Source organism: Cupriavidus necator A5-1, assembly GCF_000744095.1.
GTDB lineage: Bacteria > Pseudomonadota > Gammaproteobacteria > Burkholderiales > Burkholderiaceae > Cupriavidus > Cupriavidus necator_A.
In genome coordinates this window covers 2,909,061-2,922,016 of sequence record NZ_JQLI01000008.1, presented here as the reverse complement: position 1 = coordinate 2,922,016, position 12,956 = coordinate 2,909,061, and the positions used below count along the sequence as shown (strand labels likewise).

General features: G+C 67.8%; 9 protein-coding genes. 1 reads left to right on the top strand and 8 read right to left on the bottom strand.

The genetic code is table 11. The features are described from left to right. Positions 1-158: 158 nt before the first annotated feature. From K307_RS37430 to K307_RS37410, 5 genes are all read right to left on the bottom strand, one after another. Complete coding sequence (locus K307_RS37430; protein ID WP_042886140.1) at positions 159-1,349, bottom strand: NAD(P)/FAD-dependent oxidoreductase; 1,191 nt, start codon at positions 1,347-1,349, stop codon at positions 159-161. Continuing rightward, entirely contained in the window at positions 1,346-2,746 is a 1,401-nt protein-coding gene (locus K307_RS37425; protein ID WP_042886139.1) for an NAD(P)/FAD-dependent oxidoreductase, read from the bottom strand. Before K307_RS37425 ends, K307_RS37430 begins: the two co-directional genes overlap by 4 nt. Further along, the gene (locus tag K307_RS37420; protein WP_042883439.1) at positions 2,743-3,117 is read right to left on the bottom strand and encodes a (2Fe-2S)-binding protein; all 375 of its coding nucleotides are present in this window, start codon (positions 3,115-3,117) and stop codon (positions 2,743-2,745) included. The genes K307_RS37425 and K307_RS37420 overlap by 4 nt, the downstream gene beginning before the upstream one ends. Before the next feature lie 50 nt (positions 3,118-3,167). Continuing rightward, positions 3,168-4,571, bottom strand: a complete 1,404-nt coding sequence (locus K307_RS37415; protein WP_042886138.1) for an aspartate aminotransferase family protein — start codon at positions 4,569-4,571, stop codon at positions 3,168-3,170. Positions 4,572-4,752: 181 nt separating this feature from the next. Next, positions 4,753-5,640, bottom strand: coding sequence for a GNAT family N-acetyltransferase (locus tag K307_RS37410; protein WP_042886137.1), 888 nt, complete (start codon positions 5,638-5,640; stop codon positions 4,753-4,755). 267 nt (positions 5,641-5,907) lie between these two features. On the opposite strand from K307_RS37410, the gene K307_RS37405 reads away from it, so the two are divergent. Then, the gene (locus tag K307_RS37405; RefSeq protein WP_042886136.1) at positions 5,908-7,527 is read left to right on the top strand and encodes an ABC transporter substrate-binding protein; all 1,620 of its coding nucleotides are present in this window, start codon (positions 5,908-5,910) and stop codon (positions 7,525-7,527) included. 62 nt (positions 7,528-7,589) lie between these two features. Here the strand turns inward: K307_RS37405 and K307_RS37400 are convergent, their stop codons facing one another. The 3 genes from K307_RS37400 to K307_RS37390 form a co-directional block, all read right to left on the bottom strand. After that, positions 7,590-8,378, bottom strand: coding sequence for a transporter substrate-binding domain-containing protein (locus K307_RS37400; RefSeq protein ID WP_042886134.1), 789 nt, complete (start codon positions 8,376-8,378; stop codon positions 7,590-7,592). Between the two features lie 105 nt (positions 8,379-8,483). After that, entirely contained in the window at positions 8,484-9,776 is a 1,293-nt protein-coding gene (gabT, locus tag K307_RS37395; RefSeq protein ID WP_042886133.1) for a 4-aminobutyrate--2-oxoglutarate transaminase, read from the bottom strand. Next, positions 9,773-12,730 (bottom strand): FAD-binding and (Fe-S)-binding domain-containing protein, encoded by a 2,958-nt coding sequence (locus K307_RS37390; protein ID WP_155301336.1) that lies wholly within the window; start codon positions 12,728-12,730, stop codon positions 9,773-9,775. Before K307_RS37390 ends, gabT begins: the two co-directional genes overlap by 4 nt. Positions 12,731-12,956: the final 226 nt, after the last annotated feature.

The following is a 12,956-nucleotide window of genomic DNA, read 5'->3' as shown; positions in this document are numbered from 1 at the left end:
GACAGAGTCGCGAGCTCACGCATACGCTCCCCTCTCCCGCGAAGTGGGAGAGGGGCGGGGGAGAGGGCGGGCGTCTCCTGGAAGTGGGGCGCCGCGATGCTTGCAATGCGCCTGCCCTCTCCCCCGGGCCCCTCTCCCGCAAGCGGGAGAAGGGAGCATCAGTTCGCTTCCTGCAGCACCTGCCCGCGGGCAAAGCGCCCGATGGCATAAGGCTCCAGCGGAATCGAGGTACGGCCCGTGGCGATCAGCTCGGCCATGGTTTCGCCCACGCCGGGGCTGATCGCAAAGCCCTCGCCATTGAAGCCGAAGGCGTAATGCAGGCCAGGCACCGTGGCGCTGGGGCCCATTACCGGCTGCCAGTCGGCGGTATAGCCTTCGATGCCGCTCCACACGCGAATCAGCTGCACATGCTCGAAGGCCGGCACGAAGCGGCGCAGCTCGCGCAGCTGGCGCAGCACGTTGTCGGGCTTCACGTAGGCACGAATGCGGTCGGTGTAGGCCGGCCCCTTGAGGCCGCCACCGAACACGATGTTGCCGCGTGAGATCTGGCGGAAGTACAGGCCCTCATGCTCGATCGGCGTCGAAACGCCGATGGAAGGGCCGATGGCATAGGGCAGCGGCTCGGTCACGCCCATCTGTGGCCCGCGCGCATCCATCGGCACGCCCTCGCCGAACTGCTCGGCCATGCGGTTGGACCAGGCGCCGCAGGCCACCAGCATCTGCGGTGCGCGAAAGCGCCGGCCATCGGCGGTGTAGGCAACAAAGCCATTGGCGTCGCGCTCGACCTGCATCACCTCGGCATGCTCGACGATCTGCGCGCCGTCGCGACGCGCGGCGCGCGCGAAAGCAGGGCCGGCCAGGCGCGGGTTGGCGTGGCCATCCTGCGGCGAGTACGAACCTGCCACCACGCCGGGCGCAAAGATGCCCCAGCGCCGGCGCAACTGCTCGGCGCTGAAGAGCTCCAGGTCCAGTCCGAGCGGCTTCACGTCGCGCGCATGTTGCTCGATCACGGTGGCCTGCTGTTCGGTGTAGCACACGCGCAGGTGGCCGTACGGGACGAACTCGAGGTCTTCGCCCAGCAGTTCCTTCACGCGGCCCCAGACGGCACGCGCGCGATTGGCCAGCGGCATCTGGTGCAGCGCACGTCCCTGGCGGCGCACATTGCCGAAGTTGGTGCCGCTGGCCTGGCGCCCGACCAGCTCGCGCTCCAGCAGCACCACCGAGAGGCCCTGCTGGCGCAGGAAGAAGGCGGTGGTGGTGCCCATCAGGCCACCACCGAGCACCAGCACATCGGCGTCGTGCGTCCTGGTTGCCGTGCTCGCTGTCGTGCTAGTTTTGGTGCCACTCATGGCTGCACCTCACGTGTATTCATCATCAGTGGCTTGACCGGTGCCTGCGAGCGCAGGCGACCGACTTGTTCGATCGGGATGCCGCAGGACTGCGCCACGATCTCGGCCGCGGCATGGCCGCAGAAGCGGCCCTGGCAGCGGCCCATGCCGACGCGGCTGAAGGCCTTGGCCCGATTGACTTCCTGGCTGTCCAGTTCGGTCACGCAGCGGCGCAGCTCGCCCACCGTCACGGCCTCGCAGCGGCATACCACCGCGGCATCGGGCAGTGCGGCGGCCTGCGCGTGCGGCCACGGGAAGGCGCGCGCCAGCCCCTGGCGGAAGCGGTCCATCTGGTCGAGGGTGCGGCGCAGCGCAGCCGACTCCGCGGCGTATTGCGCGCGGCCCCGCTCATGCCCCAGGTCGGCCAGCGCCGCCAGCGCCGCGAGCCGGCCCGCGGCTTCGGCCCCGTCGGCACCGAGGATGCGCGCGCCGTCGCCGGCCAGGTAGACGCCGCGCGTGCTGCTGCGGCCGTCCGCGTCGATGCGCGGCAGCCACTGGCGGCTCACGGGTTCGAAGGCGAACTCGCAGCGCGCGAGGTCGGCCAGTTGCGTCTCGGCGCGCAGGTGCCAGCCCAGGCCCACGGCGTCGCACGCGAAGCGCTGCTCGCGCCCGCGCGCATCGCGCACGGTCACGGCCTGCACGCCAAGGCCATCATCGCCGTCGATCGCCAGCGGGGTCACGCGCTGCAGCACCGGTACGCCGGCATGCTTGAGGCCGCGGATCAGTCCGAGCCCGCGCAGCGCCAGCCGGGGGCGCGCCAGCAGGCCGGTGATGGCAGCCCACGACTTGGTGGCGGGGGCGGTGTCGAGCACCGCCGCCACGCGCGCGCCGGCCTGCACGTACTGCGAGGCCACCAGGTAGAGCAGCGGCCCGCTGCCGAGGAAGACGACTTGCGTACCGATGGCGCAGGCCTGTGCCTTGAGCGCGATCTGGGAAGCGCCCAGGCTGTAGCAGCCGGCGCGGTGCCAGCCGGGCACCGGCATGAGCCGGTCGGTGGCACCGGAGCACACCAGCAGTGCGTCGAAGGGCAGCGTCTGCGGCTCTTCCTCGCGCACGACGTGCAGCTCGCCCTCGGTCAGGTTCCACGCCAGCGTGTCAGGGCGGTAGTCGATCTGCGCGCGCAGTGCGTCGAAGTCGCGGTGCAGCGCCTGGGCCTTGTCGGCCTCGCTGCCATAGAGCTTGGCGTAGGAGCGTTTGAAGCCTTCCGGCTGGCGGCGGTAGATCTGGCCGCCGTCGCGCCGGCCTTCGTCGACCATGGTCGGGCGCAGCCCGGCCTGGACCAGTGCCTGGGCCGCGCGTACGCCGGCGGGGCCGGTGCCGACCACGACGATGCGGGGCAATGCTGACGGCGTGCTCATGCGGCGGCTCCCGGCGCGTGGCGCGCGAGCGATTCCTGCAGGTCCGGCGTCACGGGCCAGTGGTGCGCGGGCGGTCGGGTCAGCACCTCCATGCCGGCCTCGGCAGGCGTGGAACAGGCACGCAGGCGCTCGCCGGCGGGCGTCCATACCCAGCAGTCCTGGCAGGCGCCCATCAGGCAGAACCCCGCGCGCGGGCCGTCGCCGAATTCGCTGTCGCGAACGCGCCGGCCATTCAGCAGCAGTGCGACCAGAAGGGTGTCACCCGCCAGTGCGGTGGCACTGTGGCCATCGATGCGCAGGGTGATGGCGGGACGGTCGGATTCTGCCAGCCGCATGAATCGCGCAGGCAGTGGGGGAGCGTTGTCGGGCATGGGCGGCGGCTCGGCGTTGGTTTGGAAACAATGGTCTGACTGCTGCTATCTCAGCTCGCAAGTGCGGCACGCACCTCGGGGAAGGCGAGCACGTCGTCGAGCGTCTGCTTCACGCGCGCGAACATCAGCTCGAATTCGTCTTCGGTGTACGTCAGCGCCGGGGCAAAGCCGAGGATATTGTCGCCAAAGGCGCGGAACACGATGCCGTTGCGGTAGGCGGTCGCGGCAATGCGATCGGACAGCCCCAGCGATGCGTCGAAGCCGCGCTTGCTGGCCTTGTCGCTGACCAGTTCCAGCGCGCCCAGCAGGCCGCGATGGCGCGAATCGCCGACTAGCGGATGGCTGCGCAGCGCATCCAGCCCGGCCGCGAAGGTGGCCGCGCCGCGCTGGCCGTTGGCCAGGATGCCCCCTTCCTCATACAGGCGCAGAACTTCCAGGGCCACTGCCGCACTGACGGGGTGGGCGGAATACGTGGCACCGTGGCCGATGGGCGCTGCGCCGGGTGCGCCGTCGGCGATGCCGGCATAGAGCTGGTCGGAGATCAGCGTCGCGCCCATCGGGACGTAGCCGGCGGTGAGGCCCTTGGCCAGCGTCATGATGTCCGGGGCGACGTCTTCGGCCTCGCAGGCAAACATGGGGCCGGTGCGGCCGAAGCCGGTGATGACCTCGTCGACGACGAACAGAATGTCCAGCTCGCGCGCCGCGTCGCGCATGGCCCTGAGCCAGCCCTTGGGAGGCACGATCACGCCGCCTGAGCCCTGGATCGGTTCGCAGAAGAACGCGGCCACATTGTCCGCGCCCAGTTCGGCGACTTTCGCGCGCAGCGCCGCCACCGAGGCGTCGATGATGCCTTGCGCATCGGTGGGGTCGGCAGCGCGGTAGGGATTGGGCGAGGGGATGTAGTGCTGGGTCGGCAGCGGCAGGTCAAAGCCGCGGTGGAAGGCGGGCAGGGCGGTGAGTCCGGCGCCCGTCGACGAGGAGCCGTGGTAGCCGCGCTCCAGCGAGATGAAGTGCTTCTTCGACGGGCGCCCGGTGGCGTTGAAGTACTGCGTGATGAAACGCACGGCCGTATCGACCGCCTCGGAGCCGCCGAGAGTGAGATATACGTGGTTCAGCGAGCGGGGCGTGATCTGCACCAGCTTGTCGGCGAGGCGGATCGCCGGCTCGCTGCTGAAATGGAAGTAGCCGGTGGCGTAGGGCAGACGGCGCATTTGCTCGGCGGCGGCCTGCACCACGCTTTCCTGGCCGTAGCCCACGTTGACGCACCACAGCCCTGCGAAGGCGTCGAGCACTTCGTGGCCGTTGGCGTCGGTCAGCCACGCGCCGCGGCCCGACGACAGCACAGTGGGGCCGCGCTGCTCGTGCACGCGCCACGGCGACACAGGGTGGATAAGGTGTGCGCGATCGGCGGCTTCAAGCGCGGCAAGCTGGGGCAGGTCGGTGAGTTGGGTCATGGCAGGGTCCGTTCGCGTCCATTCGTGTGCGCAGCACAACAGGCTGGCCTATGCCTCAAGATTACGGCAGGCTGCACATGGCGTGATGCTGCATTGAGGGGACTGAACGAAGCACGCTGCTGTTATGCGGGCCGTGGCAGCAGATTGTTTGGCAGTGCGCTTTCCGCAGCCTGGCGCGTCTTCAGCCCATGGCCTGGGTCACGAGCGCGAACAGCGCCGCCGCCCCCGGCGGCGTGGCCGGCGGCGCACCGCAAACCATGGTCGTGGGCGCGTCCACACGTGGCAGGCCAATGCTCTCCAGCCATTCGCCCAGCCCGCTGGCGCAGTCGATGTCGATGCGCGTGAAGTTGCCCGCATTCAGGCCGGCCAGGTACGCGACCAGCGCCTTGGCGCCATTGGCGCCGGGCGCTACCACCGGGCCGATGGCATGGCCGCGCCCGAAGCGGCGCAACATGGCGAAGCCGCGCGGTTCGCCCTCTAAGTCCAGCACCACGCAGGCCTCGGCGCTGGCCAGCAGGTCGTCGACCAACGCCTCGCGCGGCATACCGCGCGCGTTCGCGTCGAGCCGGTGCAGTGCGGCGGCCTCGTTGTGACCCGCGGGGCGCAGACGCCAGCCGTCAGGCAGGGCGATCAAAGGGGCAGGCTGGGCCGTGCCCTGGTGCTGGCAGACCTCGCCGGTGCGCGCGAAGCCCAGGCGCTCGTACAGGCCGCGGCCATCGGCCGTGGCGTGCAGCAGCACGGTGCAGTCGTCCAGGCCTTCGAGCAGCGCGCGCATCAGCCGGTAGCCGATGCGCCGGCCCTGGCACGCCGGCGTGACGATCACCATGCCGATGGTGGCGTGGTGCTTGCCCCAGCGCCAGCGCAGGGCAGTGGCGACGAGCTGGCCATCGAGTTCGGCTACCATGCCCTCGGCGTGCGCGAACATCTGCTCCCAGTCGGTCAGGCGATGGGGCCAGCGCTGTTCCTGCGACAGGGCGTGGGCCCGCGTCAAGTGGTCGGCAGTCATCGGGCGCAGCACCACGCCGTCGTCGGCAATGGTGTCCTGGGCATGTGGTAGCGGGGCAAACATGGGCGTTGTCCTCGTGACGAAAGGTTGGCACCGGCATTTATCTTGAACGACATCGGGCGGTCGAGCCAGAACGAGTTGGGGTTTATCCGTAACTTGCAAGATTCGTCTGCTGGAGGTGCCGGTTTTGCAATTCAATGCGGTAGCGCAGGCTGTAACAGGGACAAATGCTGAGCCATCTTGGCTAGCATGAATGACCTGCAGTCATTCGCGGTGCGTCATGACAAGTCCGCGCCTGCCGGCCTTTCCAGACCAACCAGGAGCACTACGATGAGCGAAAGCCGTAAAGAGTTCGAGAACCTTGTCGGCCCCGGCGAAAGCCTTCGTGTGATGGATTTGCTCAAGCGCGGCGCGACGCGGCGTGACGTCCTCGCGATGCTGCTGGCGGGAGGCATGCAGGCCACGCTGGCCGGCAGCCTGGCCGGCGTGGCCGTCAAGGCCCATGCGCAGACGCCGAAGCGTGGCGGACGTATCCGCGTGGCAGCCGCCACGGCGGCCGCGTCCGATACGCTGGATCCGTCCAAACAGTCGAACCAGAACGACTACGTGCGCTGCAACATGGTCTACAACGGCCTGACCTCGCTCGATGGCAGTCTGACGCCGCGGCCGGCGCTGGCCGAGTCGTTCAACACCACCGATGCCAAGACCTGGGTCTTCACGCTGCGCAAGGGCGTGACCTTCCACGACGGCAAGGCGTTGTCCCCGGCCGACGTGGTGTACTCGATCATGCGCCACAAGGATCCCGCCACCGCTTCCAAGGCCAAGGTGCTGGCTGAGCAGATCGAGAGCGTGAAAGCCACCGGCCCGAACGAGGTCACGGTGGTGCTCACCAGCCCCAATGCCGACCTGCCGGTCATCCTGGGCACCTTCCACTTCCTCATCGTCAAGGACGGCACCACCGACTTCAACGCGGGCATCGGTACCGGGCCCTACAAGATCAAGGAGTTCAGGCCCGGCGTTCGCACGGTGGTGGTGCGCAACGATGCGTACTGGAGACAGGGAAAGCCCTACCTCGACGAGATCGAGTTCGTCGGTATCGGCGATGAGAGCGCGCGCGTCAACGCGCTGCTGTCCGGCGGCATGGACCTGGTGGGCTCAGTCAACCCGCGCTCCGTGGCCCGCGTCAAGGGTACGCCGGGCTTCGGCATCCTCGTCACGCAATCGGGGCAGTACACAGACCTGATCATGCGCAAGGACGCGGGTCCAGGCATGAACCCCGACTTTGTGATGGGAATGAAGTACCTGCAGGACCGCGCGCAGATGAAGAAGGCCATCGCGCTCGACTATGCGGTGCTCGGCAACGATCAGCCGATCGACCCCACCAACCGCTTCTTTTCCAAGGGCCTGCCGCAGCGCGCCTTCGACCTTGACAAGGCTAAGTACCATTTGCGCAAGTCCGGCGTGACGGGCAAGGTGCCGGTGGTGACCTCGCCTGCCGCCCTGTATTCGGTGGAGATGGCGACGGTGCTGCAGCAAACTGCGCAGCGCGTGGGCCTGGACCTCGACATCAAGCGCATGCCTGCCGACGGCTACTGGTCGAACCACTGGCTCAACAGCCCCGTGGGCTTCGGCAACGTCAACCCGCGCCCCAGCGCCGACACCATCCTCACGCAGTTCTTCAAGTCGGATGCGCCGTGGAACGAATCGCGCTGGAAGAACCCCAAGTTCGACCAGCTGCTGCTGGCGGCGCGGGCCGAAACCGATACCGCCAAACGCAGCCAGATGTATGCCGACATGCAGACCATGATCCACGAGGACGCCGGCATCGGTATCCCGCTGTTCCTGGCCAGCATCGACGGACATTCATCGAAGCTCAAGGGCTTGTCACCGATCCCGCTGGGTGGGCTGATGGGCTATTCGTTTGCGGAGCATGTCTGGCTTGATGCCTGACGGGGCGGGCGGACCTTTTTGCGCAAGGTTTCCGCCTGCGCCCCTGCGCGGTTGGGCCAGGCTTATTTGCCGAGCCACTTGGCCGCATGCACCTGGTAGTCACCGCCTGCCCTGGCCAGGTGCAGCCATTGGTCGACAAAGCCCTTGAAGACGGTGTCCCCGGTGGGCAGCAGGAAGGCCATCTCCGCATATTGCAGCGGCTGCTCGGGATTGATGGCGCAAAGCTCCGGATGAATCCGGCTTTGCGCCACCGCCTCCGCCGCCTCGGTGACAAAGACATCGGCCCGGCCGGCGATCAGTTCGTCGAAGATGGTGAGGTTGTCGCGGTGAACGGTGAGCTGGGCACGTTGCAGCCGCGTCTTGGCAAAGCGCTCGTTGCTGCCGCCGGGATTGGCGATGACGCGCACCTCCGGCCGGTTGATGGCCTCGACGCTCTGGTACTTCGCCGCATTCTCGCAGCGCGCGATCGGCGTCTTGCCGTTGACCATGTAGGGCACGCTGAAGAATGCGAGCTTCTGGCGCTCCAGCGTGACCGAGATGCCGCCGGCCGCAATATCGCATTTGCCCGCGACAAAGTCGGGCATCAGGTTCGCCCAGGTAGTCTTGACGAATTGCGGCTTTGCGCCGAGCGCCGTCGCGAGCGAGCCCATCAGGTCCACATCCAGTCCTTCGAAACTCCCGTCCGGGCGCTGGAAGCTGAAAGGCTTGTAGTCACCCGGCGTACACACGCGCAGGGTGCCGCTCTGGGCGACCCGGTTCAGGGCTGGCGGGGCTGACGTTACCGCGGACACCGTTTGTGCCGCGGCCACGGACGACAGCAGCGCGAAGACTGGCGCAATCAGGAATTTCACGTGTTGGCTCCAAGGCGAGGATTCGAAACGGCGGCTCCCGGTGGCGCCCCAATCATACTGCGGCCGGGCCGCGTACTGTTGGCCTGACCCGGTGAACCCTGCGTGTTACCGGGCCTCGTCGCTGGTTTGGGCAATCGCGGCGCGCAAGATATTCAGGGCGTCCTGCGCTGTCTCCGCAGAGGTGTTGAGCGGTGCCAGCAGGCGCACGTTGTTCCGATGCACGCCGCACTTGATCACCAGCAGGCCGCCTTCGCGGCAGCGGTCGATCACCGCCTGGGCGAATGCCGCGTCGGGTTGGAACGGGTCGCTGTCCTTGACGAACTCCAGCGCCAGCATCGCGCCAACGCCGCGCACGGTGCCGATGGCGGGAAACTCGCGCGCGAGCTGGTCGAGCCCTGCGCGCAGCGTTTCAGCCAGCGCGTGCGCACTGGCGAGCAACTGTTCTTCCTCGAACAGGTCGAGCACCGCCAGCGCGGCGGCGCAGGCGAGCGGATTGCCCGCATACGTGCCGCCCAGGCCGCCGGGTGCCGGCGCCTCCATGATCTCGGCACGCCCGACCACGCCGGACAGCGGCATGCCGCCGGCCAGGCTCTTTGCGACCGTGACCAGGTCGGGCTGGATGCCCGCATGCTGGAAGCCGAACATCTTGCCGGTACGGCCGAAGCCGGCCTGGATCTCGTCCAGGATCAGCACGATGCCATGCTTGCGGGTCAGCGCGCGCAGGGCCTGCAGGAACTCGTTGCCGGCCGGCAGGAAGCCGCCGTCGCCTTGCACCGGTTCCAGGATGATGGCCGCGACCCGATCCGGGGCGATCTGCGTGGCAAAGAGGTCTTCCAGCGCACGGATCGCATCCGCGCCCGAGAAGCCGCGGAATTCATCGGGATAAGGCGTGTGATAGACGTCGCCGGCCAGCGGCCCGAAGTTCTGCTTGTACGGCGTGCTCATGCCGGTCAGCGTCGAGCCGAGCAGCGTGCGCCCGTGAAAGCCGCCGCGGAACGCGATGATCCCCGGCACATTGCGGTAGGCGCGCGCGATCTTGACCGCGTTTTCCACCGCTTCCGCGCCGGTCGTCGCGAACAACGCTTTGTAGTGCTCGGCGCCCCCGACCAGCTTGTTCAGCCGCGCGGCCAGCTCGACATAGACGTCATAGCCGACCACCTGGAACGCTGCGTGCGTCACGCGACCCAGTTGCTTGCGCACTGCCTCGACGACCTTGGGGTGGTTATGGCCGATATTCTGCACGCCAATACCGCCGACGAAATCGATATAGCGACGTCCTTCCACATCCCAGAGGAACGAACCCTCGGCCTTGTCGGCAAAGATCGGATGGGCGGTGACGACGCCATGCGGCACATGTTGGGTGCGGGCCGCGATATGGGCCTGGTTGGACTGGGTCATTGCGTTACGCCTCTTTCAGGTTCCGCGAAGTCGGTGTCGCGGCGGGGTTGCGAAGGGTTAGAGTCGGCAAGGATCTCTGCGAGGTGGCGCGGTTCGCGTCCGGTCAGCTTGCGGATCTGGGTGCGGCAGCTGAAGCCGTCCGCGGCAACCAGCGCATCGGCCGGGAGTTCGGCAAGCTTTGGCTGCAGCGTGCTCTCGCCAATCCGGCGCGACAGCTCGGCCGTCTTGCGGTGATAGCCGAACGCGCCGGCCATCCCGCAACAGCCGGTGTCGAGGACGCTTGCGCCAAGCTGGCGTTCCGCCGCCGTGCCGCCGCAGGCGCGGTGATGGCAGTGGGCGTGCAGGTGGACCGCGGCGTCGTTGCCCAGCGCCATGCCGGCCCGGGTGGCGAACTCGGCCATCGTGACCGTCAACGCTGCCAGCGCTTTGGCGCGCGGGTCGTCAGGCAGCAAGGCCGGCATTTCATCCCGGAACACCGACAGGCAGCTTGGTTCCAGTACCAGCACCGGAACGCCGGCGGCAATCGGCGCGGACAGTACGTCCAGGATCTCGAGCAGGTTGCGGCGCGCCTGGTCCAGCAGGCCGACGTCATAGAACGGCCGGCCGCAGCAGACGTGGCGCGCGCTCAGCCGCGCGTTCCACCCCTGCCGCTCGACCACCGCGACGGCGGCCTCGAGCACATGCGGCGTGAAGCCGTTATTGAAGGTGTCAGTCCAGATGACGACGTCGCGCTGGCCGTACGGCCGCATGCCGGTCTGCTGCAGGCGGGTCGCTGTGCCGGTGCGGCGGAATGCGGTGTTGGCGATCTCGGGGAACACGGCCGAGCGGGCCAGGCCGAAAGCGTGGCCGACGCGCCGGGTCAGCGGATTGCGCATCAGGGCATTGAGCAGGCCAGCCGCGCGCGTGGCCGTGGGCAGCCATTGCCCCAGCCGCCCGATCGCGGCATCCATCGGCGCGCGCAGGCGGCGCTTGTAGTAGCGATACAGGAACTCGCTGCGGTACTTGGGGATGTCGACATGGGTCGGACAGTCGTGCTTGCAGCCTTTGCACGACAGGCACAGGTCCATCGAGTCCTTGACCGCCTCGCCGTCACGGGTCTCGCTGATGACTTCGCCGTTGAGCATCTCGAAGAACAGGCGCGCGCGTCCGCGTGTGGCGTAGCGTTCTTCGCGGGTGGCCTTGAAGCTGGGGCACATGGTGCCGCCATCGAGCGACCGGCACTTGCCCATGCCGATGCAGCGCTCGGTCTCGCGGCCAAAGCCGGTGCCCGGGCCATCGCCCATCGGATAGGTGAAGACGCTGGTTGCCTGATCCTGCTTGTATGACGGACCCATGCGCAGGTTGGCGTCCACCGGCATCGCATCGATCAGCTTGCCGGGGTTCATCAGGCCGTTCGGGTCCCAGATGGCCTTGAACTCGCGGAACGCCTGCATCAGCCGGGGCGTGAACATCAGGGGCAGGAACTCTCCCTTGGCTTGGCCGTCGCCATGCTCGCCGGACAATGAGCCCTGGTATTTGACGACCAGCGCGGCCGCTTCCGCCAGGAATTTGCGCCAGTCGCCAACGCCGGTGCGGGAACGCAGGTCGAAGGTGATGCGCGAATGAATGCAGCCATCGCCAAAGTGGCCGTACATATTGGTCTTGTAGCCATAGCGCTCGACCAGGGTGGAGAATTCCCTCAGGTAGGCGCCAAGCCGGGCCGGCTCGACCGCGGCGTCTTCCCAGCCCACGGTGGGATCGGGTTGTCCGGGAACGGTCGACAACGACGTTGCCGAAGCCCCGGTCTCGCGGATGGCCCAGAGGCGTCCCATCAGCGAGGGATCGTCGACCAGCCTTACATTCGGCTGCGTGGGGAACGAGCGTGCCGCGCTGGCAGCGCGGGCTGCCAGCTCGCGGGCCTGGTCGCGCAGGGCAGCCCCGAACTCCACCATCAGCCAGGCATTGCCGGCCGGCAGCTCGGCGATGTCGTCGAGCTTCAGCCCAAGCTGCTTCAGTCCGCCGATGATGCCGGTGTCCAGGCCTTCCATCGCGATCGGTCCGAGCGGCAACAGCTCGGGCACGCAGTCGGCGGCATCGAAGATGGTATCGAAGCCGAGCACCAGCAGTACGCGCTCGGGCAGTCCCTCCACCAGCGACGTGTCGGCACGCAGCACGGTTGCGCAGGTCCCCTCGGATCCCACCAGTGCGCGGGCGATGTGGAAACCGTTCTCCGGCAGCAACTGGTCCAGGTTGTAGCCGGAGACGCGGCGCTTGAGCCGCGGAAAGCCCGCGCGGATATCGTCCGCATAGCGCTCGGCCAGTTCGCGCAGGGCCTTGACGATGCGCGCCTGTTCGCCGCCTGCCGCCAGATGTTCGGCATACGCGGCCTCGTCGGTGGCGCCGACCCAGAAGCGCGCGCCGGTGGCCGTCACGATCTCCAGGCGCTCGATGTTCTCGACCGTCTTGCCGGCCATCACCGAATGGGCGCCGCATGAGTTGTTGCCGATCATGCCGCCCAGCGTGCAGCGGCTGTGGGTGGCGGGATCGGGGCCGAAGGTGAGGTCGTGCGTGGCGGCGGCCTGCTTCAGGTGGTCGCAGATGACGCCTGGCTGCACGCGCCCGATGCGCCGCGCCGGATCGATTAGCTCAACCGCGTGCAGGTACTTTGAATGGTCGATGCAGACTGCGGCGTTGACCGACTGCCCGCTCATCGAGGTGCCCGCGCCGCGTGGCACCATGGCCACGCCAAGCTTGCCGCACAGCCGCACGGTGGTCTCCAGGTCTTCGACAGACTTCGGAATGACGACGCCAAGCGGCACCTGCCGATAGTTCGAGGCTTCCGATGCGTAGATGGCGCGCGTCACCGCATCGAAGCGCACTTCCGCGGTGGTTTCGGCTTCCAGTCGGGTGCGCAGCCGCAGCAGCGCATTGAGGTCGGTTGGCGCGCTGGCCTGGCGTTGGGTCATCGCTGTCATGGAGTTCGTGTGCGGCACGGTGGAAGCCTGCTGGGGGTTTTATCGCCAACGCTTTCTGGCAATCACCGGGACCAGTATAGGGACGAGGGTCGTCGTGCTCTTACCGAATTCGTGGCCTGGATCAGCAGTGAATTCTGTTGTGGCGGGAGGAACAGCAGTTCCTTCGATGGGATGGATGAGGGGCTTGCTGGCGGGGCTCTAAATGCAGAGCGGCCGGCTTGCGCCG

Bases quoted from the DNA above. Each gene is read 5' to 3' on its own strand.
- K307_RS37430 (WP_042886140.1), bottom strand. From the start codon at position 1,349: ATGAGTGGCACCAAAACTAGCACGACAGCGAGCACGGCAACCAGGACG.
- K307_RS37425 (WP_042886139.1), bottom strand. From the start codon at position 2,746: ATGAGCACGCCGTCAGCATTGCCCCGCATCGTCGTGGTCGGCACCGGC.
- K307_RS37420 (WP_042883439.1), bottom strand. From the start codon at position 3,117: ATGCCCGACAACGCTCCCCCACTGCCTGCGCGATTCATGCGGCTGGCA.
- K307_RS37415 (WP_042886138.1), bottom strand. From the start codon at position 4,571: ATGACCCAACTCACCGACCTGCCCCAGCTTGCCGCGCTTGAAGCCGCC.
- K307_RS37410 (WP_042886137.1), bottom strand. From the start codon at position 5,640: ATGTTTGCCCCGCTACCACATGCCCAGGACACCATTGCCGACGACGGC.
- K307_RS37405 (WP_042886136.1), top strand. From the start codon at position 5,908: ATGAGCGAAAGCCGTAAAGAGTTCGAGAACCTTGTCGGCCCCGGCGAA.
- gabT (WP_042886133.1), bottom strand. From the start codon at position 9,776: ATGACCCAGTCCAACCAGGCCCATATCGCGGCCCGCACCCAACATGTG.
- K307_RS37390 (WP_155301336.1), bottom strand. From the start codon at position 12,730: ATGACAGCGATGACCCAACGCCAGGCCAGCGCGCCAACCGACCTCAAT.